This window comes from Candidatus Omnitrophota bacterium (assembly GCA_025453395.1).
Lineage (GTDB): Bacteria > Omnitrophota > Gorgyraeia > Gygaellales > Profunditerraquicolaceae > JAlOQK01.
In genome coordinates this window covers 46,765-69,548 of sequence record JALOQK010000007.1, presented here as the reverse complement: position 1 = coordinate 69,548, position 22,784 = coordinate 46,765, and the positions used below count along the sequence as shown (strand labels likewise).

19 protein-coding genes and 2 riboswitches (1 of these 21 running past the window's edge) are annotated in these 22,784 nt (G+C 44.8%); all 19 genes read left to right on the top strand.

What is annotated here, in order from left to right:
• Positions 1–2: 2 nt before the first annotated feature.
• Positions 3–2,156 (top strand): Flp pilus assembly complex ATPase component TadA, encoded by a 2,154-nt coding sequence (gene tadA / locus MUF05_06655; GenBank protein MCU0666756.1) that lies wholly within the window; start codon positions 3–5, stop codon positions 2,154–2,156.
• A gap of 5 nt (positions 2,157–2,161) precedes the next feature.
• Positions 2,162–2,503: a DUF192 domain-containing protein gene (locus tag MUF05_06650; protein ID MCU0666755.1), complete on the top strand. Its 342-nt coding sequence runs from the start codon at positions 2,162–2,164 to the stop codon at positions 2,501–2,503.
• 103 nt (positions 2,504–2,606) lie between these two features.
• Positions 2,607–4,382: a hypothetical protein gene (locus MUF05_06645; protein MCU0666754.1), complete on the top strand. Its 1,776-nt coding sequence runs from the start codon at positions 2,607–2,609 to the stop codon at positions 4,380–4,382.
• A gap of 70 nt (positions 4,383–4,452) precedes the next feature.
• Positions 4,453–4,560, top strand: a riboswitch (cyclic di-GMP riboswitch).
• Positions 4,561–4,713: 153 nt separating this feature from the next.
• A complete protein-coding gene (locus MUF05_06640; GenBank protein MCU0666753.1) occupies positions 4,714–4,881 on the top strand; it encodes a hypothetical protein in 168 nt (55 codons plus the stop codon).
• Positions 4,882–4,935: 54 nt separating this feature from the next.
• Positions 4,936–5,313 carry a hypothetical protein gene (locus MUF05_06635; GenBank protein MCU0666752.1) on the top strand — a complete coding sequence of 126 codons (378 nt, stop codon included), beginning with the start codon at positions 4,936–4,938 and terminating at the stop codon, positions 5,311–5,313.
• A 43-nt stretch (positions 5,314–5,356) separates the two neighbouring features.
• The gene (locus tag MUF05_06630) at positions 5,357–5,713 is read left to right on the top strand and encodes a hypothetical protein (GenBank protein ID MCU0666751.1); all 357 of its coding nucleotides are present in this window, start codon (positions 5,357–5,359) and stop codon (positions 5,711–5,713) included.
• A 30-nt stretch (positions 5,714–5,743) separates the two neighbouring features.
• A complete protein-coding gene (locus MUF05_06625) occupies positions 5,744–6,607 on the top strand; it encodes a type II secretion system F family protein (GenBank protein ID MCU0666750.1) in 864 nt (287 codons plus the stop codon).
• Positions 6,608–6,625: 18 nt separating this feature from the next.
• A complete protein-coding gene (locus MUF05_06620; protein MCU0666749.1) occupies positions 6,626–7,480 on the top strand; it encodes a type II secretion system F family protein in 855 nt (284 codons plus the stop codon).
• A complete protein-coding gene (locus MUF05_06615) occupies positions 7,481–7,759 on the top strand; it encodes a hypothetical protein (GenBank protein MCU0666748.1) in 279 nt (92 codons plus the stop codon).
• A 3-nt stretch (positions 7,760–7,762) separates the two neighbouring features.
• Positions 7,763–7,918 carry a hypothetical protein gene (locus MUF05_06610; GenBank protein MCU0666747.1) on the top strand — a complete coding sequence of 52 codons (156 nt, stop codon included), beginning with the start codon at positions 7,763–7,765 and terminating at the stop codon, positions 7,916–7,918.
• Positions 7,919–7,921: 3 nt separating this feature from the next.
• Positions 7,922–8,272 (top strand): hypothetical protein, encoded by a 351-nt coding sequence (locus MUF05_06605; GenBank protein MCU0666746.1) that lies wholly within the window; start codon positions 7,922–7,924, stop codon positions 8,270–8,272.
• Between the two features lie 3 nt (positions 8,273–8,275).
• The gene (locus MUF05_06600) at positions 8,276–8,710 is read left to right on the top strand and encodes a hypothetical protein (protein ID MCU0666745.1); all 435 of its coding nucleotides are present in this window, start codon (positions 8,276–8,278) and stop codon (positions 8,708–8,710) included.
• Positions 8,711–8,727: 17 nt separating this feature from the next.
• Positions 8,728–9,477 carry a hypothetical protein gene (locus MUF05_06595; GenBank protein MCU0666744.1) on the top strand — a complete coding sequence of 250 codons (750 nt, stop codon included), beginning with the start codon at positions 8,728–8,730 and terminating at the stop codon, positions 9,475–9,477.
• Positions 9,453–9,737, top strand: a complete 285-nt coding sequence (locus MUF05_06590; protein MCU0666743.1) for a hypothetical protein — start codon at positions 9,453–9,455, stop codon at positions 9,735–9,737. Before MUF05_06595 ends, MUF05_06590 begins: the two co-directional genes overlap by 25 nt.
• A gap of 7 nt (positions 9,738–9,744) precedes the next feature.
• Positions 9,745–11,574, top strand: a complete 1,830-nt coding sequence (locus tag MUF05_06585) for a hypothetical protein (GenBank protein ID MCU0666742.1) — start codon at positions 9,745–9,747, stop codon at positions 11,572–11,574.
• 20 nt (positions 11,575–11,594) lie between these two features.
• On the top strand, positions 11,595–12,491 hold the full coding sequence (locus tag MUF05_06580; protein MCU0666741.1) for a hypothetical protein: 897 nt from the start codon (positions 11,595–11,597) through the stop codon (positions 12,489–12,491).
• Positions 12,472–13,017 carry a sensitive to high expression protein 9 homolog gene (locus tag MUF05_06575; protein ID MCU0666740.1) on the top strand — a complete coding sequence of 182 codons (546 nt, stop codon included), beginning with the start codon at positions 12,472–12,474 and terminating at the stop codon, positions 13,015–13,017. Before MUF05_06580 ends, MUF05_06575 begins: the two co-directional genes overlap by 20 nt.
• Positions 13,018–13,379: 362 nt before the next feature.
• A riboswitch (cyclic di-GMP riboswitch) is annotated at positions 13,380–13,487 on the top strand.
• A gap of 86 nt (positions 13,488–13,573) precedes the next feature.
• A complete protein-coding gene (locus tag MUF05_06570; protein ID MCU0666739.1) occupies positions 13,574–16,732 on the top strand; it encodes a hypothetical protein in 3,159 nt (1,052 codons plus the stop codon).
• Between the two features lies 1 nt (position 16,733).
• Positions 16,734–22,784, top strand: part of the annotated coding region (locus MUF05_06565; GenBank protein ID MCU0666738.1) for a helix-hairpin-helix domain-containing protein (this coding region is incomplete at its 3' end). Its footprint extends 46,764 nt past the window's final position; 6,051 of its 52,815 annotated nt are in view.

Below are 22,784 nucleotides of genomic sequence, written 5' to 3'. Positions count from 1 at the left end.
TCATGGCAAAAATCATTGTTAATTTTAGCATAAAAGGCGGAGTAGGAAAGACTATTCTTGCTTCTAATCTGGCTGTTTCTTTGGCTAATGACCAGGCCAAGAAGGTCTGTCTTATTGATCTGGATATGCAAGCAGTTGGCGACATGGCGCGGATGCTGGATATGCATCCTACCAAGACCATGGCTGACTGGATAGGCCAATTAAAAAGGACCCCTGGCGCGGCAAATAAAGAAGATTATATTTTTCATAATTCTTTGTTGAATCTTGATTTTATCCCCGCGGTCACCCGTCCGCAGTCAGCTCCGCATGTTGATCCCCTGCAGATCAAGAATATATTGGCAAGCCTGGATAAGTCTTACGATTATATTGTTGTTGACGCCGGAAAGCAATTCAGCGATGTTTTTATAGCTACCCTTAATCAATCCAACCTTATTTTGCTTGTAGTGACCCCGGATATCCTTTCCATATACCAAACCAAATGGGCTCTTGACACATTGCAATTTTTACATTTTCCTCTAGCCATGACAAGAATAGTTTTAAACCGCGCGGAATCTCTGGCAAGCATCAGCTGGCAGGAGGTGCGGGTAAACCTGCCGGCAGAGATCATCGCTAAAATCCCGTCTGAAGGTAAAATCTGCGGGCAGGCGATAAACCGCGGGGTGCCGCTTGTGATAGACAGTCCCAAGACCAAGATTGCCATGGCCATTAAAGCCTTAGCCCAGGATTTAGCTGTAAATGAGAAATTATATTTGCCAGCGCGCAGAATAGATGAATTAAAGATTAAAGAGATCCTTGTTTCTAAGGGAGGGGATTTCTGGCTGCAGCAAGGCTTGACCGAGCCACTGCAGGAGCCGGAAGTTTATAGCAGCGATGATGAGATCCTTATCTTAAAGCGCAGGATCCACGCCCGGCTTATTGAAGAGCTTAACTTAAAGCGCATGGATTCCCGCACCTTTGCCGACAGTAAGAAAACGCAAGAGTTAAAAATAAAGGCCGAAATGATGGTGACAAATTTTCTTGCCGAAGAGGCGGGCAGCCTTATTTCATCGTCGGAAATACGCAAGAAATTAGTCAAGGAGATGCTTGACGAGGCGTTGGGATTAGGCCCCTTGGAAGACCTTTTGGCCGACCCCAGCATTACGGATATTATGGTAAACAATAAAGATGAAATCTATGTTGAGCGTTTCGGAAAAATAGAGATGACCAGCAAGAAATTTATTTCCAATGACCAGCTTAAAACAATTATTGAGAGAATCATCGCTCCCATCGGAAGAAGAATTGATGAGTCAGTCCCTATGGTGGACGCGCGGCTTCCGGATGGCTCGCGTGTCAACGCGATTATTCCTCCTCTTTCCTTGACCGGGCCTACGCTTACCATAAGAAAATTCCGCAAAGAAAGGTTTAAGATTGAAGAGCTAATCGGCATGGGTTCGCTCAGCCAGGGGATGGCAGATTTTATTAAGGCAAGCGTTTTATGCCGCAAGAATATCATTGTTTCCGGAGGTACCGGAAGCGGCAAGACCACGGTGCTTAATATTTTATCAGCTTTCATCCCCGATCAAGAGCGCATTGTTACTATTGAGGATGCCGCAGAGCTTAAATTAAGCCAGGAGCACTGGGTTCGTCTTGAATCTCGTGCGGCAAACATTGAGGGAAGGGGCGCTGTAACTATACGCGATTTATTCCGCAATACTTTAAGAATGCGCCCGGACCGCATTATCGTCGGGGAATGCCGCGGGGTAGAAACTTTGGACATGCTTCAGGCAATGAACACCGGGCACGACGGCTCCATGACCACAGTGCATGCCAATTCTACCCGGGATGTTTTGTCGCGTTTTGATTCCATGATCTTAATGTCCGGGATTGAACTGCCTATAAGGGCCATTCGCGAGATGATCGCCTCGGCAGTAAACATCATTGTGCATACTGCCCGGCTTTCCGACGGCAGCCGCAAGGTCCTGCAGGTAACTGAAATAACCGGCATGAAAGACGATATGCATATTGCCATGAAAGACATATTTACCTTCAAGCAAACCGGCATAGATGCTCAAGGCAAGGTTTTAGGAGATTTTAAGCCTACCGGAGAGCTGCCTACTTTTATGGAAGAAATTAAGATTAAAGGTATTCCTCTTCCAGAGAACACTTTTTCTAAATAATCCCAATGCGAATAACCAATTTAACTTCTGGTGTCTGCCTTGCCCAGAATGCGGCAGTGGCAGATTCTTTATTTAGCCGTATGAAAGGCCTTTTAGGGAAAGAATCTCTGTCTTACGGCCAAGCGCTTATTTTACAGCCTTGTAATTCTGTGCACACCTTCTTTATGAAATTTTCTTTGGATTTGATATTCGTGAATAAAGAGAACCGGATAATAAAGATCATTGCCAACCTAAAGCCCTGGCGTTTAAGCGGGGTGTATTTGCAAGCAGCCTATGTTATTGAATTTCCCGCAGGCAGTCTTGTTTCTTCTGAATCCAAAGAAGGCGATACCATTCTTATTAGCTAATCCTCGTAATAAACCTATCATAAAATGTCCAAAATGCCTTGACAATGTCCAAACTGAATGTTATATTGCTATCTAACCTAATAAATGTCCAAAGAGGGATTATATGGGGATTGCTTACAAAGTTACAGATGAAATAAAACAGCTTATACTGCTAAAAAAGAAAGAAAACCCCAAAATAAGCTGCCGGGCTTTAAATCTATTGATCCAAGAACAATTTCAGGTTGATATTTCAAAATCAAGCATAAACGCGGTTTTTAAAGAGTCAGGTTTAAGTATGCCTGTTGGCCGCAGAAGCAGGCCCAAAAAGAGCATTGCTCCAGAGTTAAAAGAGAGAATCCGTAAGGCGCTTGCGTTGGCGCAGCCTGTCACGGAATTAAATCCGACTAGTGAGTCACAAGCCACAAGCCAAAAGCCACAAGAAACAAAAGCAGAAGAGCCGTCCAAAGTAGAACCTATCTTTGAACCTAAACCAGAGCCAAAGCCCGAACCTGTTCCGGAGCCAGTGCCAGAGCCAAGGTTTATTCCGGTTTCTATACCGCAAGCCATTGCACCACAGGAAGATAAGTTCTTAGAAGCAATTACAACCGGGGTGATTCTTTTAAAAGCAGTAGATTCCTTGTTTAAAGGTTTGCCTCGTTTGAACAATCAAATTTTCAATAAAACTTCTTATTACAACGAGCAATCGTTGAAGCGCTTAGAAGCTTTATTTTATTCTTCCCTATTTGACAATTTCTTGTTAAATCCCTCTCTGGAACCGGAAATTTGGCCTTTATTAGGAGCCAATTTCAGCAAAGAAGATTTTCTCGCGTATCTTAATGAGCTAGAAAGGGTTAAGGAAATGGTCTTTCCGGAAATAGGCCGTTTAATGGGCACAATCCCGGAAGAAGTGCGCAGCCTGAAAATAATGTTATCCAGCGGCAAGTATCTTTATTTTGACCCGCGTTTTTATACAGTTTGGTCTACTCCTTACATAACCTATGATTTTTCCCTAACATTAAGCAAAACAAGGATTTACGCTAACCAAGCCCTAAATGAAAAGAATATTTGGATTCTTTTTTCCGCGCCCGGATATGAACGGCCCACAGAAGAATTTGTGGATTTATTCAACGCCTGCGAAGGAAAAGATGATGCCTATGTGTCGTCACTTATTTTTCAGGGGGAGCGTTTTGAGGACATAAATATTTTCAAATTTGACCAGTATAAAAAAACCGGTTTGATCTTCGCGGTTTGGCCTTGGCAATTTGTCAATTACCGTAAAGTTCAATCCATAAGCGATTTCTGCCCCTTTGAGATTAAGCCTTTAGGAAAGAAGATCTTTGTGGCGAGCATAGAAATAAATATACTGCAACCGGATAAGAATCAATGGTTTACGTTAAAAGGCGCCGCAGTCAAAGCATCTTTAGGGGATAAGATTTCTTTGCTTATTCTGAAGAATTCTTTGCTTGCAAACTTGTCAACAGAAGATTTATGCCATGCCTATTTTCAAAGATGGCCGGCTCCGGAATTAACCTTTCAGGATTATAGCCGTAAAATGGAATTGTTCACTTATACCGCTGATGCCCAGCGTTTCTTTTCCTGGGTGGACGCGCAGGAAAAACCCGCCGAAATAAAAGAGTACCTGGAGAGATATTTATATTTTCTGGACGCCTATTTCAGGTGGCATTTTTTGCCCGCGTCCTATCAGGACGTGGATTTCTCGACGATGAAAAGCCGTTTCTACAATCTAAAAACAAAACTATCCGCCTTTGATAAACATTATACCGCGGAATTTATTTTTCCGGAAAATTGCGCCTGGCGCAAAGATCTGGAATACGCTTTTTTAAGGCTTAACGAAACCGGATGCAGTTTTCAGGAAAAAAGAATCTGGTTTAAGCTTTAAGAAAACGGTTTCTTGTCTTAGGGGTAATCGGCTTGACAGTGTTTATTAGAAATGTTATAGTTTGATTGCGGCAACGAAATAGCACGGCTGTCGGAGGTCGGCGGCCACGCAAAGCCACGGGACGATTGCTCGCAATTTCTGGAGGGTCAAAAGCGACAACGTTAGCCGGGTTACCGAAAGCCTAAAAAAGGTTTATATTGGTAACTCGGCTTTTTTATTGAGGCCACGATTTACGGAACGAAGTGAACGTAAATCGTTTGGCCGAAATAATCCCGACTTACGCGAAGCGTAACGTCGGGATAAACAACAGTTTATTAACTGGAGGAGAGATATGATCAAGAAAAAAGGGCAGTCAACCTTGGAGTATGTGGTTATCCTGACAGCCATTGTCGCGGCAATAGTTGTGGTTGCCAACAAGGTAATCGGAAATAGGGTTCAAGATTCGTTGACGCATGTAGGCGACCAGATGAAAAGCGGGGTAGACAAGATAAAGTTTTAGCAGGCAGGCAATTGGCAAGCTAAGGGTATAAAAAAAGGGGGGTGAAAAATGTTTATGCGTTTAAGAAAAAAGAACGGACAGTCTACCGCAGAATACGCCATCTTAATAGGCTTGGTTGTAGGCGCGGCATTAGCCATGCAGGTTTATGTGAGAAGGGGCTTGCAGGGAAGGACAAAAGACGTTGTGGATCATACCGGTGCAGCTGGGGATGTGGGAGGGCAGACTTTAGAATTTACAAGCGGACAATATGAGCCGTATTATGCTTCCTCAAGCGCCCAGAGTAAGACCGATGCTACTAAAACAGAGAGACTGAAGAAAGAGGGAGAGGTAGAGAGAGTTGTGGGTAGCGAAGTAACCGATGCTTCTCGTCAGCAGGTTATCGGGTGGCAGGAAGAAGATACTTCTGCCCCGGGGTATTTGGGCGGTCATTAAATTTGTTAATAGAAGGTGGTCAAAAGCTTGAGGAGGTGATAAAATGTTTATGCGTGATAGTGAAAAAGCTCAGAGCACTCTGGAATACGCGGTAATTATTGCCGTAGTAGTAGCCGCTCTTATCGCCATGCAGACATATTTTAAGCGCGGCGTGCAAGGAAAAATAAGGGAAGCTTCTGACCAGATCGGAGAACAATTTTCTCCCGGGCAGACTACCAATGAATATACAATTATCAGCAACACAGAATCTTCCGAGGATGTGTCTGGCACAACCGAAGACGCTGCGGCCGGGGATGATGTTGGCGCGAAGACCAAGACTACTACTGTCAGTAAGCAGAAGCAGACCCGCACAGGCACAGAAACAGTTGCCAAGCAGAGTGATGAGTACTGGCCACAATAAAAGGCAAGCACACCATAACAGGAGTTGACAATGTTTAGCGGCATGGCTTTGATAAGTGTTTTGTTTTTGACAGCGGCGGCCATTGTGATCCTTACTATGGCGTTTGCCCCTTCCCTTGAAGATAAACTAAAAATCTGGAAAGAAAAAAAAGAAGAAGTCGTAGCGCAGGAGCTGGATAAGCTTTTTTATTATGATAAAAGCCCCAAATCCATCGTGCGTTTTTACTTTATCCTGCCTCCGATATTTGCCGGAATATTCTTTTTACTTTCAGGCTCGCCGCTTATTGCTATCGCAGGGTTGTTTTTGGGCCTTGTCATACCAAATCTTATATTAAAAATCCGTAATGGCAGGCGGCGCAAAAAATTCAATGTCCAGATATTAGACGCGATTATGATACTTTCAAGTTCCTTAAAAGGCGGCTTGAGCCTTTTGCAGTCGCTTGAGGTTTTGATTGAAGAAATGCCTGCTCCGATGAGCCAGGAAATCGGCTTAGTGGTAAGGGAAAATAAGATGGGTATCACCCTTGAGGAGAGTTTGCGCAGGCTGGATAAAAGAATGATGATGGAAGATTTAAGCATGGTAGTTAATTCTATTTTGGTGGCGCGTGAAACAGGAGGAGATTTAACCAAGGTCTTCAGCCGCCTGGTGACTACCATTAGAGATAACCGTAAACTAAAAGAGAATATTAAGACCTTGACCCTTCAGGGAAGGCTGCAGGGCATAATCATGTCGGTTCTTCCGATACTTTTTGTGATGTGGGTATTGAAATTTAATCCGCATCATTTTGACGCGATGATGCAAAACGAGCAGGGCAGGTTTATGTTGATTATCGCGGGCGGTTTACAAATAGTGGGGATGATTTTGATCCATAAATTCAGCCAAATAAAAGTATAGGCGGATAATAGGAGAGATATGGAAATATTAATAATTCTTTTTATCGTGGGATGCGCCAGTTTCATCCTTCTTGCCTCGCGGTATGATGAGAAAGTTTCCGCCTCGCGCATGAAATTATCCGAAGAGGCAACTGGAGGGAAATTTAATTTTAATTCTTTTCTTAATGATATCTTTCCTTTTACGCATAAAATGCTGGAGAAGATCAAGATTTATGACAAGATCAAGCTTAAGCTTGACGCCTCGCGGGTAAAATTCAGCGTTCAGGCCTTTTTTAATCTGAAAATATTGTTGATAGTTGTCTTGTGCATAGCGGCTTATTTCGGTTTTAATAAATTCGACCCCCCGACATTTATTGTTTGTCTGGCATTAGGGTATATTATCCCGGATATTTTCTTAAAGCAGATAATCGCGCGGCGCAAAAATGCTATCGCGCGCATTTTGCCGGAAACAGTAGATCTGTTAGGGCTTTGTATTGAGGCAGGCCTGGATTTTACCACTTCCATAAAATGGATACTTGAAAAAACCACCATGAACCCCATGCTTGAAGAATTGGGTTTTGTGCTGGAGGAAATCAAGTGGGGCAAATCGCGTTCGCAGGCATTAAAAGACATGTCCAGAAGGCTTAATATTTCTGAAGTTAGTTCCTTTGTCCAGACCCTTGTTTTGGCCGAGAGAATGGGCACCCCGGTTGCCGAGGCTTTTACCATACTTTCTGAAGATTCGCGCATGCAGAGGTTTAACCGCGGAGAGAGAATCGCCATGCAGGCGCCGTTAAAGATATTGATACCTTTAATATTCTGCATACTTCCGGTTATCGGCATTGTCATCGGCGGGCCGATACTCTTGGATTTTGTGACTAAAAAGGTGCTCTAAATGAATAAAAAAGCCCAGACAACAGCGGAGTATTTTGTAATTATGGCGGTGGTAATAGCCGCGATAGTATCAGCGGGTTTTATTATGAAAATGAAGGGCTCATTTAAAAATTATTTTAACACTGCCTCCGGGGCAATAGTCAACAATGTCCCGGATGACACCGGAAATGTAAGCCAAGGCGAAGCTGCCCCTGAGGGCGGGTTGACTAAAGAAGGGGTTATGGGCACGGTGGCAGCTTCGGTAACAAGCAACATCGCAGGAAAAGATAGCGGAGAATAGTTTATGCTTAATTCAAAACGCGGGCAGAACTTTCTGGAATACGCGATGCTTATTATTGTTATATCGGCGGCATTGATAGCGATGTATCAATATATCCAGCGCTCAATGAACGCGCGGCTAAAGCAGGCGCAGGAAGAGCTGGATGAATCCAAGAGGTAAGTTATGAAGAACAAGGCCCAGAGCATAATGGAGTATGTTGTGATGATCGGGGTTGTGGCTATTGCTATTTTTTCCATGACTGTCTATTTTAAAAGAGGCGTGCAGGGGTCTTTACGTAATACTGCCGGGCAAATAAGCGATGGCGGTATGTATTCTCCCGGGGCGACAGTCGCCAACAGCAGAATAACGCGTAAGATCGCGGAAACTTCCACAAGCTACACTAATCCCGCGGACAGTTCTTCAGGCTCTGTGCTTGAAGCAAATAAGAGCATCTCGGAAAGCAGTACCCGGATAGAGCAGAATATAAGCAAGGATGAGAGTGTCGGGGATTTTAGCCAAGAACCCCAGAGGTAAAAGATGATAAGACAGAATAAAGGATTGTCTTTTGTGGAGTACGCGATTATCTTAAGCGTGGTGGCCGCGGCTTTTATCGGTATGAATACATACATTAAACGCGGCCTCCAGGGCAAAGTTAAGGATATGACAGACGCTTTTATCAGTCCTGTTCAGGAAGGGGAGCCCAGCCCCGGGGTGTACGCGCAAAGTAAATCCAGCACAACTTCTGATATGGTCAGCACAACTAGGCTTTTGCGGGGAGGCGGCACAAGTTCCAACCTTCAGGGCACAACCATTATTACCGGTTCCAGCCGTTCAGAGGAATATGCGGGCGGCGAAGATAAATACGATTTTATTTCTTCCAAGAAGGGTCTGCCTGATGATATTGTAAGAGCGTCTGACAGTGAATTTAAGAATGAAGATTTAGAGGCCAGTTTAGTAGATTCAAAGGAGTAACATAAGAAAGAGGTAAAATGCGCGCGGGGACAGTTTTCAGAGAAAAAGGCCAGGCAGTCATAGAGCTTGCCATTTTCGGCGGGCTGATCCTTTTTTTATTCGGGATGCTTATTTCTTACATGCAAAGATTAAACGACCAGCAATACACCAAAATGGAGGCTTTCCGGAGAGCGTTGCAAAAGGGGTGCACTTATATCGGGTCAGAATCCGAAGGAGCAGGCGCGTCTGTCCAGTATACCTTATTACAGAATCGGCGCAACGCGGATTTTTCAAGCTTCAAAAAAGGAAGCCCCCAGACTGTAAGCGGCTCTGCGAATGTGTTTTGGGCAGTGCCTAAGGTGGGAGAACAGCCGGAAAATACCATGACCTATCGGATCAATGAAGACGAGTACACAAGGAAATTCCGTGATTATATTTCAGAAGATGATGAAGAAAACAGGTCTTTAAGGGTTGAAGATATGACAACAGAATCTAATCTTGAGTTTGAAGAGAATGTTAATAAGCAGGAAGATTATGGCGGTATTTCTAATATTAAGGGCTCTAGCCTTAAGGAGCGCATCAGGACAACTATTCCCTACACTATCAGGGAAAACGACGACGATAGCAATGATGATAATGATAAGATTATTTCAGGAGGAAATCTGGTGGATGTAGAGCAGTATATTTACCGTGATCCGGTTGATGGTCAGTATAAATACAGCAGTAAGGCCTCTAAGGATGGCACAGTGGAGAGGACGCAGCAATGGGTAACTCCGTTCGCAGAATAAATCCGATTAAGAAAGGCCGATCCGGGCAGTCAACGCTTGAGACCGCGGTGGTTTTCATTATTATTTTTCTTTTTATCGGCGGGATCATCAGGATCTGGTTCTGGGGCAACGCCCAGATCGTCAAGCGGCAGGCCAATTATAATGCCTCGCGGGTTCCCGCCGGGACTTCGTCTGACAAATACACGCTACGCTGGCCGGTCTATGCCCCGGATAATCTGACAGAAGAAGAAGTCTTAACCGGCGGCACAGGGCAAAAATAGGAATAATATGTTCCGTAGATTTCATTTCTATAAATTCCGTCTCGGCAAAAAGGGCCAGCTTATCCCCATATTTCTTGTGGTTCTGGTTGTGCTTATCACCATGTCGCTGGTGACTATGAATTTAAGCAAGGTGGCTTTTTTTAAGACCGATACCAGCAATGCCGCTGATGCCGGAAGTTTAGCCGGCGGGTCGGTGATGGCAAATGTCTTTAACGGCGTAGCCCAGGCCAATTCAGCCATGGAAACAGGGTATTGGGAGTTTTATGCGCTGGTGGCTGTTTCTTTTGCCATTGCTACTTATAACTTGATCCAGGCGCATACGCAGGCGATTGCCGGTCAGGCTGCGGCAACCGCCGCGGAGGCCGCAGCCACTGCCGCGGTAATTGCTGCCGGTTCCGCGGAATCAACTGCATGTCCGTCACCTTGCGCGGCATTGGGCTTTACTTCAGCGGCAATCGGGAAACTGGCTGCGGCGGGATTTAGCATAGGCAAGGCGATAATTGCTATTGGCTTGGCGCTTGAGGCAATGGAGGTTTTTACTACTACGCTTATAGCGATCTTTATTTCTGTTGCTGCCTTTGCCGCAGCGCAGATCTATTTTTACGCTTCAATAAGAAAGATGGCAAAAGAAGGCAGGGAAAGCGCGATTGAACTGGCGCATAAATTCGCTTTTATGAACAGCGAAATCGGTTCAAAGCTTAAAGCCGGCAAGCCCGCAAGTTCTGTTGTTGGCGATGATGCAAGAAATAATTACCGGGATAGCTTTAGCGATTTTCTTGATAATATAAAGCATGGCGATGAATATGAATATCGCTGGGTAGACGGCCAGGAAAGATTGCATTTTGTCAAAACAAGCGTTAAGCTTGATAAGGTGGATACCTTTGATTTAAAAGTCGCGGCACTTCCCAGTGTTGTGGAATTGCCGCTTTTGTGGAATATTATTTCTTCTGCAAAGGCAGCTACAGCTTCCTTAACTGCGGCAGGGGCATCATATGCTTCCGCTGAGGCTAGTTGGGTGGCAGCGGGAGTAAGTTATACTATCGCAGAAGATGCTCTGGTCCTTGCCTGCGCCTGCGTGGGGCCTTGTTTATCATGTTGCCACAGCCATTGCCATGCCGGTTGTCCTTGTTGCCATACCTGGGCTACGCAATGTGCGGCTGCGGAAGCTGCTCTTTTTGCAGGCATAGAAACCAATTTCGCCGGTTTAAAAATGAATGCACTTGGTTTGGAATCTAATGCAGCAGCCATAGCTACGATGGCCTCAATGTACGCACCTCTTGCCATAGCCTTGGCAGGATTGTTGCCGGCGTACCCAGTGCGAAGCGGAAACCTTGAGTCGTCATTTCCTTTTATCATCTGCTGGATAGATGATATTGTGCATGACCGCTTAGTTACTTTAAGGACTACTCAACATCATCAAGGCGGGGATCTTGGTTTGTGGCAAACAGAATATCCGGATATTACAAGTTACAGTGTGGTTAATTTCACCGGGCTTGGCCAGATCCATGAACCGGTATTGCGCCATGATGCCTCGATTGTGGAGACCGACGACCCGGGGGTAACCTATAACCGTTGCAAAAGTGTTGTTGAAGATGTTTCGGCTTTGGAAGGGCAAGTAGTGGATTTATATCAAAACGCCGCAACTATGGAAAGTCAGGCAAGTGAGACGGAGGTTGAGGCAAACGCATTGTTGGTTGCCGGGTTGATAGAGCAGGCCAACGCACTTTTTGCTTCCGCGGATCTGTTAAGGGATAATGCCGATGGTTTCAGGCAAAATGCCGCGGACATAGAGACGCAAATAAAAGAACTGCGTACCGCCAATGCCGATTGTTTTTAGAAAACAGGAGGAAGAGAAAAATGTTTTATTGCCGTAAAAAAATGTTTCCGGTGGCGCTGATGATTTTTATTTTGACCGCGGGGGCCAATTCTGCTTCCGCTTCCTGGTGGGAACTTGGATCTGCCAAACAGGAATTGTCCGTTCCTTATGGAACGGAAGAAGTCAAGAGGGAAGAGCGGATGATCGCCGGGAGAAAATTAGATTTTATTTATTATGCTTCCAGCCAGGGCGCCGCGGCAATAAAGGATTTCTACCGCAAAAAATTATCGGCATCAGGCTGGACAGAGCAGGAATTAATGCAGAATCTAAAGAAACTGCCGGCAGTAAGGGTGACCCCGGAAATGGAAGATTCCATGGGGCGCACCATGTATTTTTCTAAAGACCCGGAGCAGGTGATCATAAGTTTTATGCCTTCTGAATTTTCCCGGGACAATAAGACAAGATTTACGGTTTCATACAGCAAGACAAATGATAATGCAAGTTCTTCTAAAGAGGCGGAAAATGTTTTCCCCAAGTTGCTGGCGCATCCAAAGAAAGACGTTACTCCGGTTTATCCGGGGGCATCCTTGTTGACTTTGTCAGAGCAGGATAAAACAATGAGAGCGACTTATTCTGTCTCAAGCGATATAGAGCCTGTGGCCAATTTTTATAAGGATAATATGTCCGCTAAAGGATGGAACCTGGTGGATATGAAGCCTATTGAAAGAAAGGTTGCCGGAGGCGTGTCCGGGGATTGTCCTTCATGCAAGAAGCTGACGCCAGCGGCAGATATGAAGATAGAGTTAGCCTTGACCGAATTGAATTTTTCTAATCCGTCCGGGGACAAATGTAATATTATGCTTTCTAATGCCAGCAATGCCTCTGAGAATATGTCAATAACCACAATATTGGTGGACTATGCGGAAAATAAAAAATAAGGCACAAGGTTTTATTGAGTATGCGGTTCTGGTTATTATAATCGCCGCGGCATTAGTGGCGATGAAGATTTATATGGGCAGGTCAGTGCAGGATAAATATCGCCAGGCAGGAGATGTTTTTGGAGAGGGAAATCAGTATGCTTTGGGAATAACCCAATCTCAAAATACCTCTAAAAGCGGCGCTATTGTTCCTGAGCCGCCAGAAGAAAAAGATGATTGCCCGATTATATTGGCCAGGATAGCTGTTATGCGCAAAGAGCTTGATGGTGAGGCCAAGCCGGATGGTGAAGTAACTACCGGGCTTTTGGCGCAAAGAGCCTCTTTAGAGGCAACGGTTGATGATTTAAAAAGCCAGATATTGGCATTGCAGGCTACTGGTGGCGATTATGCCTCTGCTATTGAGAAGCTAAACAAGGCAATTAACACGATAGAGAAGCAAATTGAACTAATCAGCGAGAAGATAACTGCTAAAGAAGCCAAGATAGCTGAATATAATGCCAAATATCCAGATTGTTTCAAACTATGAAATGTCCAATCTGCAATATTAATGTCCAATCTGCCCGTTCAATGTCCAATCTGAGGATGAGTTGTGCCGCCTGCCGGTAGGCAGGGGTAGTGGGTTATTAGTCTAGCTAAACCCACCACTCATTCCTGACTACCCACCCCCGTTATTCACCCTCAAACTTACCCTAAGAAAAGGCCGTTTTAGAGTTCTAAAAATAGTGCAATATCAGCTCTTTAAGCTCTTTTTTAGCAGGCGCCAAACCTCATTATTCGCAACAGAATATGCCAAAATCCCCGGATTGAAAACGCTCTCAAAATTCTTTGTAAAAGCGCTTGACACTATATATGTATATGTTATACTTCAAGTGTCGTTAAGAAAGCCACGGAACGAACAGGCAAACTCCGAGAAATCGGAGGGCGCAAAGCCACGGATCTTAAAAGCGAAAAAAGTAAAGCGAAAAAGTAAAAGCTTAAGATAGCCGGGCTGCCGATACCGACGAGAAATCAGGTATTTGACAGTCCGGTTTTCTTTTTAAGTTGATAACAAATAGTTTCACAAAGAGCTTAAAAACTCAAAAATGACTGAAAAAAAGTTGCAGATGAAAACCAGTCAAAGATTGGGGAAAGGGGGAAACCTTATTTCCCTAATAATAATTTTTTGTTTAATATTACAACCATTAGCTTTTGCTGCTCGGAGTTCCGCAGGCGGCGGAGAAATTTCTAAAGTGGATTGGGGCAAAATAGCTACCAGCGCGGGTATCTCTATTGGTACCGCGGCAATTGGCGCAAGCTTAAATTCCGGTTTTGAAGCCGCAACTCCAGTTACTTCTGAAACCGCGACCATGGGCACCAGATTTAGCAATACTTTCACCGGCATGGGCAATCTTATTACAAACACTCCAGGAAGTACTGCTGTAAACGCGATTAAGCCTTTCTCGGCTATGGGAGACGCCTTAAAGAACAGCTTTGCTCTTACAAACATGGCCAAAGGTTATACTACTTTTGTTGCCGCTTCCCAAGTGGGAAGACTTGTGGGCGTGGCAGGAAATTATTATGGGTGGAAGCCGGCTACCACCATGATTGTTTCTGGGGTTGCAATCGGAGCAACCGCGGGATTTCTTAATCCGTCAGACGCCCTTGGCGATGCTAAGCCGACCGAAGCACTTAACAGCCAGATTAATAATCCTAGCCTACCAACGCATTCCTTTGGAATTACTCAAACCACTAACAGTTTTAGTAACTTTGGATTTAACACCAACTTTTCTAATATGCTTAAAGGCGCTTCTGTCGGAGCCTTGAGCGGGTTTGCTAATAGCGCGGTAATAGCCGCGTTAGATCGCGATAAAATCAATTCAGCAAAAAATCCCGGGGCAACAGCGCAGATATTGGGGATGTTTGCGGGGGTAAGCGCTACGAATTTAGGCAGGTCTATTTGGGACCCCAAGGTATATCATTATGACTCAAAATATATTGATGCAAAAAGCGGCAACGAGGTTTCATTGGATAAAAATAAAATGTGGCAATTTTCAGATGTTTCTGTTGTGCCTAAAGGGCCTCTTGAGCCTGGCCGCTATCTGGCTGAACCCACCAGCAATCCCGATATTTTAAAATGGACTGATACTAAAGCTCAAATAGGCGGCGGCCAAATTTTTGGCAGATTCGCCAAGGCCGCTTTTGTGGATACTTTTAATGCCCAGAGTTGGCCGGGATTAGCCGCCAGCTCCATGTCTATAATTGCCACCAACAGCTTGCCGGAAAAAAAGAAATATCTGGCTCCTTTGGTAGGAGGCCTGGTTCAGTCTGTAAGTTATCCTATATTTAGCGGCATGGCCAATACCTACGGGTTAGATGCCTCAAGGTATTTTGGCAGCAAACAGGACAAAATAGAGGCCAGGCTTCGTTATGATTATACCTTGCGCGCAGCTGGCGTGGATCTGGCAAGCGCTAAAGACATTGCTTTAATACAGAAAACATACAAAGACTATCGTGATGGAAAGATAACCTTCGAGCAGTATAACAAGGAGCTAAATAAAATCGCCAGTATTCCGTTTGAGCTTCTTTTGGTTCAAGGGGATGCGCAGAAATTATCCCAAGAACAGTTACAAAATAAGATAAATAATGCTTTAGGCGCAAACAACTCCGGGATAGTAGAACAGGAAAGGATTAATAGCAAGGCTTTGGCCGGGTCATTAAATTTACAAAGAGGAAGTATTGATGAGGCCCAGATGAATCGTAACTTGGCCATAGCTTCCTTGAGGAAGCAACTCGCTGAAAAGATGCCTATGTTTGCCGGTAAGGTATCTATGGGCCAATTGAAAGGTTTGGCTGACGCGCTTACTACTGATGAGGCCTTAAAACAGATTGGCGTTACAAGGGGCCAGATATTTGCCAGTCAGGTTTATAGTGGAGTAACTTCCGGTGTATTTGAAAGCCTGGTTACCGGAGGCCTGCAGTCTGCTTTGGATAAGAACTTCGGCGATGAAAGAAATATGACGACAAAGATGCTTTTCTCTTCCGGAGTGAATATGGCTGCTTCAGTGATACGCGGGGCGGCATGGTCTTTGGGTTGGAACAATTCTACCGCAGATAAATCTGAATGGCAGAATGAATTGGATTTTGTCATGCCCCAGCCGTATAAAGAGAGCTTCTATCTTACAGATGTCAAGACCGGAAGTATGATATTAGACCAATATGGCCAGGCAGTAGAAAATCCCAGTTACAATGCCATACAGGATGTATTAAGCCAGACCTCCTATGATAGAGACTTGCTTGCTTTTAATAAATTCGTAGCTACTTATAACATGACCCCGGGCAACGGGCTTATTTTGCATCGGGAGAGGATGAAGTGGGATTATAACCAGGGGGCCGAAGATCCCCGCTGGGTAGCCAGCCTTGTTGCCGACGATAGAAATCCCGGGCTTATGCGTTCTGTGGGGGCTAGTATGCAGCAGTCAAATGTTGAGTGGGCGAATAAGATGTTTACCTTTGGTTTACCGTTGACCTCTGAACGCGGCAAAGCAGGGTTTGGCGTAGATTCATCGCAGATCTCTTCTTTTGCCTGGCATAATTACGCGAATTCATATTCCGCATATTCGCTTCCCACCCTAGTCAATATTTATAACAGTAAAGGGCTGGCTGAGACCTTGTCTTATTTATATTCACAGTCTAATCAGGATGCTGCGGGTAATGCTATAGCCGGCGCGTTAGTGCAGGTGCCCGGGGTTACCCGGATGTTTAATATGCAGCCGCAGAGATTAGTCAGGTTGCACACCTTAAAGGATGTAAGCGAGCCGATCACCCGCCAGCAGTTAGCCTTTAAGTACGCGGCTAAGGCTGCAGGCCAGTCAGAAAATTTAATCTGGAACGCGGATTATGGTTTTACTAATACTTTCAACAAACAGACCGCGAGCAATTACGCTGATAATCCCTTGGCCAGAAAAGGCGGATTTGAGACGCTGTCCACAGAAATTTCTTATCCAGAGAAACCCGCTTCGTGGCTGGATGCTTATCTTGTTGATTCGGCTTCAGAATTAACCCTTAAGACAGAGCAGGGCCTGCAACATTGGTATATGCCTGCAGATTTATCCCGGAACAGGTATTCTATCCAGGCCCAGGTGTTCCACGGCGGCATGGGTGCCATAGAAACCAAGTTCTGGGTTTTTCCTAATCCCATGTACGGAGTAAGGCCGCAGATGAGCGAAAGCGATTATCTGCGTAAAAGCGGTTTAACTAAATAATATGGACAAAAATATTCAACCGAAAACTGGGGAAGAATTCAAGCCAGAGGTGGAGAAAGAGGTGTTTCACTCCAGCTTTAAGGCTTGGATCCGTGTTGTCGCTTTCTTGGTTGCGGTAGTGTTTTTGCCGGAGCAGGTAGCCCAGGCCGTGCAGTTTGACCCGCGGGTTTTATGGAATAATCCTAAGCTTTATGTCGCGCCGATAGCTGCGCAGGGCCAGGCCGCGCTTTTTAATTTAAATATTCCCAATGCCATAAAAGGCATCCTTAAAGATGTAAGTAAAAAACCCGTTACTGACATCAAGCTTTCCGACGTTACCACAATTCATCTGGATAAACCTCTTAATATGTCCGCCGCAAGGATAGAGGAATTATATAATTGGTTAAAAGGAAAGTCTTGCGGCTCTAAGGCGCTTTTTGATTATCTTAAATTTAAAGGCCTGCAGGTAGAAGAACAAGACGCTGCGATAATGGCATTAACCGCGGATATTTTAAATGGTGTCGTTAAGCCCGAGGGAAATCCGGAAGTAATCAAGAATTCACTGTATGCTTTGTCTTTGGCTTCAGGTTTCTTTGGGGCGAAACTTGCGCCTGTCAAGATTTCCTTTGATATCAAACTATCAGGCGCAACGCCATTTATCGCCCACTTTAAGGGCGATCACTATGTATTAGTAACCAAGATTTCCGAGAATAAAGTTTATTTTAGCAGTAACCATAAAGAAGATTCCTTAAGCGTAGAAGAGTTCTTCAAGCATTTTAGTGGCTATGCGTTAATCAGCTATCAGCCTTCAGCCTTCAGCTATCAGCTGTTGAGTGATAAAGAAGCAATGAGCGTGTTAGGCGCAAGCGACGACTGGGTTACCTATTCTTCCTGGGAAGACGGAAGCGGCTCTTCTTATAACGCCGGCACCTATAGTATCCCGGCGGGTTTTTCCATGCCTAAGATGCCCAGCTTCAGCAGCAATAATATCACTCCTTCTTATTATTTTCCGCGCGCCATGAATGCCAATAGTGCTGGTTTTACCGTGAATGGAAGTTATGTTAATCCTACAGGTGTGGCGATTGTTAATCATGGAGTTGCAGGAAGCAAATTGCCTACCGGTACGAGCATGGTTACTTTTACCAATGGCCTGGACGGCACAATGTGGGCGGCAACCGGAAACAAAATACAAGCTTATGGCAATGATATTATGCCCAAGTTTGTCAGTCAGCAGGACCGCGCGTTAATAACTATAACTCCGGGTGCTTCCACGAACTTAAACGGCTATGATGTCCCGGGAGCAAATCTTGCTTTTAAGATTGGCTCTGGCACAAATCCAGCGCAGGTTTCTACAGTAAAAGGCGATAATTTTCAGATCACCCCTGAAGGCTTTAGCGGGCACATCAATAACATGACTTATCAGAACATCGCTTTTATCAATGAGAATATCGGTAATATGATTGATGGTAAACCCGAGACAAAAAGCACGCCTGATTTAGCGCTCAATAGAGCAGAGGCAATGCGGCCGTTTGAATATGGATATACCAATATTCCGAATTCTGATGTTGCGGTGATATTTGTTACTCCGGATAGGCCTTTCGCGCATATTAGTTATGCTACCGGAGCAGATGTCAGGGTCGGAGATACTTTATTTTTTGCCGGCAAACAGTATATCACTGGTTTTGGCCAAAGCGGGGCAACGCGTAAACTTAAATACGCTCCCGAGGACGTTATCGGTAGATTTGTAGTAGCAAGCGACGGTAATCTTTTTGGTGATCCCAAATTAGGGCATCAGGGGAGAATTTCCGGTTTTGGCAATGATATTCCTGATTCCGCGAAATTAGGTTTGTTTAATTATTACGCGGATAAGAATAGCACAGAATTAGTCCTTTCGCCCGGCGCAGGGACAGGAGTTGATTCAGGATGGGTCAAGGGAATAGTCACTCAAGACAGTCAGGAGAACGGGCTTTTATTAAAGAAAGGTTCTTCTTTAGAATATACTTCCGAAGGCGCGAAAGGCAGCCTTGCCGCTGGAAGCACCTATGCAACTTTTGGCCAAGAAATAGATGATCCTGTGCGCTTGGCTTCCACAATAGATTTTGCAAGCGTTAGTAAAAACGGCACGGTATTTTCCACTCCTTTCTTAAGAACCCTTGCCAAAGCGGAATATAATTTTGAGGCCCAAGAGGCCCAGCCGATCCTGCCGGATCTTGCAAAAACAAGCGGCGGAAAAGGCGAGAAGCCTGCCAACCCAAGCGGAATTTCCGCGGCATTAATTATAGGTAAAGGCGAAACCGGAACTGCCGTTGCCGGCAAAGAGGGTATGCATATCGCTTTCTCAACCTTAGACGGTAGGATGAATATTGGTGAGGGCTTGCATTATGATGTGGCTAATTTAGGGCATCATGTGGATTTTAAGGCCGGGACATCGTTAAAGATGATCAATAAAGAAGGCGAAGAGAAAATTTCCACCTATACGCATCTTTTTGGCAAAGACGGTAAAGATGCCATGTTCGGGGCAAACGCCAATAAACAGTTAAGCTGGGCGAACATGTCCAGCCGTTTTACTTATGAACCGGGAAAAGAATTTTCTTATTCCGGGAATTCTTTGATCCAGGGATTAGAGAACGCGCAATCTTACACGATTAAGAATTTAGATATTCAGGCGGATTTTGACGGTGATAGTAATGCCAAATGGGACATTAAGCGTTCGCCAAAAGAAATGACAGTTGAGGCGTTAACCTCGGTAAAAAGCAACGGCAAAGAATTTGAGGGCATAGCTACTGGATTATTAGAGGCGCATGATGGCCAACTTTATTTTAATTCCACTGGAAATCGCGTCGGAGCCACTGGCGAGGTAATGGCAAATGGCATTGGCCCGGTTTCTCAGTCCGCACAAATCCCTGCTCCGGAAGCCATCCCGGAATTAGAGAAGATGGGGGATAAGGGTAAAGAATTAGCAGGCGTGATTAAAGATATTGATTCCAGTCCAGATACCAGAAGCCTTATAGATAAGCAAAAAGCCATGCAGAAGGCAAGTCAGTTGTGGGAGGATTTAAAGAAAGATGCCGGTAGCTATTCTGTATTACATTCTCAGAATCCTCAAGACAGGGCGCTTGTAGAAGGTTTAGATAAGGTTGCCACCGTCCCGGTTGGGCAGGCGCTTCTTCCACAGCAAGAGAACGCAGGTTCAGGCATAAAGGATAATGGACAGGTGGTAGCAAAGATTGATTTCGCCGGTAGAGCCTATGCTGCGCAGCTTGCTAACTCAGCGCTTGTGCATTGGGATCCCCTAACCGGAGAAACTGATTTAGGTAAAGGTATTTATTATAATGTAAATAAGCAGGGATACAGAGCCCAGTTATCCGGGACCGCAGAATACAATTTTACTTTGTCTGATGATTATGCGGTTGATGTGATCGCCCGCTTCGGTAACGAAGGGGCATATTATCTGGATAATAACGGGCGCGCCCATCTTCAATACACTACCGGCTTAATAAATGGCCACAGCCTTGAAGCGCAGATGCCTGCCGCGCCCGAAGGATATATTAAGACAATCCAGGATGGCGCATTAAAAGGCATGGCTAAGATCGAGGCAGGTAAGCCCAATCTCTACGCCAATATCAATGGAGAGATCTTTATCGGCGGCAAGACCGATGACGCAAGAGGAGATATCTTTAATTCTGAAGCTAAGACAAGCGTGCTTTTTGATTATGCCCCAAAAACAGGCATTCTTTATCTTACAGGGGCAAGAGAGGGTATAGCTGATAAGGGTTTTGTTGCCGCGTATATCGTGAACAGGTCTATGAGCTTTGCTGAGCCGGACAGGACCGTTAGTCGTATGGACATTATCTCGAGCTTTTTAAAAGGTGTAGGCCTTGATAAAGAGTTTGGTGAAATGCTTAAGGCTTCGCTTAAGCCGGAAGAGGCCGCAAAATTAGGCCTTACCATAAAAGACAAAAATGCCGCGCTTGAGCTGGAAAACATTCTGAAAAATAATGATAAGGACGGACTTTCTGCGTTCCTGGGCCGCTACAATATTAACGTAGATAACCCGCAGGATGTCAAGGTGCCTTCAGCGGTTTCTCATGACCAGGCAGTCGGGCTTCTTCTGGATGCCATGCGTAAGATCCCGGAAACCGCCACTATTAAAAGCGATGGTTGCGCCCTTTTCACAGGGCTGTATAGGATTATTCCGCAGGATATAGGTTTCTTAAGTGCTGGTACAAAAGACTCGGCTTTAAACTTGGATCCCGAAACATCGCTGCTTGATAAACTTATCAAAGGAAACGCGGGTGGAGATCGGATAGTAGAAATCGATCCTTACCATTATTATAATGAATGGGACCTGCGCGGAGTTGAAGAAAATTATGAATGGAGCATGCGGGGAGCTGAATCCCTGAACCTGCGGGCTTATATGGTTTTTGAGGCCGATCCTTCTTTATCCCTAAGGCCGCCTGCTACAGCAGCACAGGAAGCACTTAAGGATGATGTGTCAGATGTTCTTGCCAGTATGCCTCCTGTGGCATTGGAGGCAACTACCCAGGACGGGACTAAGGCGCATCTTGAGGCGATCAAGCAGGTTACAGTAGAGCAGAATTATAGCAGTTGGCAGAAAAGTCCGAATTTATCCAAGACTGAAACTGCGATAATTACTGTTGATGTTAATGGCAACCCTGTCTCTATATCTTCGCCCGGAGAGTTTGCCCTAAATATTGATAATCACTATAATTTTTATGCCCAGAATATTCCTTCTTTTGCTTTTCCTGTGGGTGGTGGCAAGGGCCAGTCGGAGCTTATTGATGGTGATGTGGCGGTGAGCGCAATTTTTGCCGGAGATAAAAGATTTGATGTCTTCAGCCGTTTTACTTTAGGCCAGTTTAAATTATCCGAAGACAAACAGAAGATACTTGATTTTACCCAGGATAAATCCGGGTTTGCTTTAACCGGGGGCTCTTTGCAGAGTGTAAATCTGTTTAACTATTCCCGTTATGGAGTAATAGATGGTGTAGCTGGAAAATCTGGCACAGCGGTTCCATTTAGCTGGGGTATAGGTTTGCGCGAATGGAAAACAGGATCATTAATTTCCTTCTCTGATAAAGAAGGCAAAGACGGCCAAGTTTCTCGTGTTGTAGATTTTAACAAGGATGCTTCCTGGAGCCCGGTGTTTGCCGAGATGAGCAAGGTGCGGCCTTTTGAAATTAATCCAGATATCCAGCTATCAGCCATTGGAATAACCGAACTTGTTATAAACAAAGAAAAGAAAACAATAGATGGCTCTAAGACTTTAAGCCAGATAGCTCAAGAAAACGGGGTGAAAGAAGCGGATTTAATTGTTAATAATCTGGAGTTATTAGAAAAAAGCGCGGTGGTGGTTTATGGGCAGGATGCCTGGTTTACACGCGGGGTTAATGTTAGCGCGGAAACCATCTTTAACAAGAAAACGGCTCTCTGGGTAAGGGTAAATGGCGAGTATAAGACTGTAGAAGTGCAGGAAGGCCAGACTTTAAAGGACGCGATGGCAGCAGATTTAGAGGGAAAAGGCAAGGCCGCCGAAGTTATCCTGGATAGTGTTTTGAAAGATATAAATAATGAAGATATCTTATTGGAAAATTTTGGCAGTTGGCAGGCCACACAAAGTTCAATTGACAATAACCAGATTTCTGCTGGCCCACTGGTTTATAGAGGTGAGCCGTTGGCCTATCGGGGCGCGCATTCAGATCCTAAATATGGGCTTTTATTATCATGGGGTGGGGCGACAAAAACCGGTGGCGATTATTATGTGCCAGTATATATGCCTAATATAAGGTATAACCCCGGCCAGGATATTCTTTTGGCATTGCGTGGCAGCAAGAAAACAGACATAAAATCAGTAACTGTGGATAACCTTAGCGATTCAGGGATTGATCTGGGAAAATTAGGCTTGACCAAAGAAGACGCTCAAAAGATATTGAATCAGCTGAAGATTAATTCAGTCCAGATCAATGATTGGCTTAATGGCAAGGTCCCCGATGAAAAAGCTGAAAGCGAAGTAAGCAAAATTGTCTTTGATGCTTACCTTAATATAGTAGAA

What these genes read in the sequence shown, in the direction of transcription:
- MUF05_06610 (MCU0666747.1), top strand. Translation starts at nt 7,763, where the DNA reads ATGCTTAATTCAAAACGCGGGCAGAACTTTCTGGAATACGCGATGCTT.
- MUF05_06595 (MCU0666744.1), top strand. Translation starts at nt 8,728, where the DNA reads ATGCGCGCGGGGACAGTTTTCAGAGAAAAAGGCCAGGCAGTCATAGAG.
- MUF05_06580 (MCU0666741.1), top strand. Translation starts at nt 11,595, where the DNA reads ATGTTTTATTGCCGTAAAAAAATGTTTCCGGTGGCGCTGATGATTTTT.
- MUF05_06620 (MCU0666749.1), top strand. Translation starts at nt 6,626, where the DNA reads ATGGAAATATTAATAATTCTTTTTATCGTGGGATGCGCCAGTTTCATC.
- MUF05_06650 (MCU0666755.1), top strand. Translation starts at nt 2,162, where the DNA reads ATGCGAATAACCAATTTAACTTCTGGTGTCTGCCTTGCCCAGAATGCG.
- MUF05_06570 (MCU0666739.1), top strand. Translation starts at nt 13,574, where the DNA reads ATGACTGAAAAAAAGTTGCAGATGAAAACCAGTCAAAGATTGGGGAAA.
- MUF05_06630 (MCU0666751.1), top strand. Translation starts at nt 5,357, where the DNA reads ATGTTTATGCGTGATAGTGAAAAAGCTCAGAGCACTCTGGAATACGCG.
- MUF05_06590 (MCU0666743.1), top strand. Translation starts at nt 9,453, where the DNA reads ATGGGTAACTCCGTTCGCAGAATAAATCCGATTAAGAAAGGCCGATCC.
- MUF05_06640 (MCU0666753.1), top strand. Translation starts at nt 4,714, where the DNA reads ATGATCAAGAAAAAAGGGCAGTCAACCTTGGAGTATGTGGTTATCCTG.
- MUF05_06600 (MCU0666745.1), top strand. Translation starts at nt 8,276, where the DNA reads ATGATAAGACAGAATAAAGGATTGTCTTTTGTGGAGTACGCGATTATC.
- MUF05_06645 (MCU0666754.1), top strand. Translation starts at nt 2,607, where the DNA reads ATGGGGATTGCTTACAAAGTTACAGATGAAATAAAACAGCTTATACTG.
- MUF05_06585 (MCU0666742.1), top strand. Translation starts at nt 9,745, where the DNA reads ATGTTCCGTAGATTTCATTTCTATAAATTCCGTCTCGGCAAAAAGGGC.
- MUF05_06625 (MCU0666750.1), top strand. Translation starts at nt 5,744, where the DNA reads ATGTTTAGCGGCATGGCTTTGATAAGTGTTTTGTTTTTGACAGCGGCG.
- MUF05_06605 (MCU0666746.1), top strand. Translation starts at nt 7,922, where the DNA reads ATGAAGAACAAGGCCCAGAGCATAATGGAGTATGTTGTGATGATCGGG.
- tadA (MCU0666756.1), top strand. Translation starts at nt 3, where the DNA reads ATGGCAAAAATCATTGTTAATTTTAGCATAAAAGGCGGAGTAGGAAAG.
- MUF05_06615 (MCU0666748.1), top strand. Translation starts at nt 7,481, where the DNA reads ATGAATAAAAAAGCCCAGACAACAGCGGAGTATTTTGTAATTATGGCG.
- MUF05_06635 (MCU0666752.1), top strand. Translation starts at nt 4,936, where the DNA reads ATGCGTTTAAGAAAAAAGAACGGACAGTCTACCGCAGAATACGCCATC.
- MUF05_06575 (MCU0666740.1), top strand. Translation starts at nt 12,472, where the DNA reads ATGCGGAAAATAAAAAATAAGGCACAAGGTTTTATTGAGTATGCGGTT.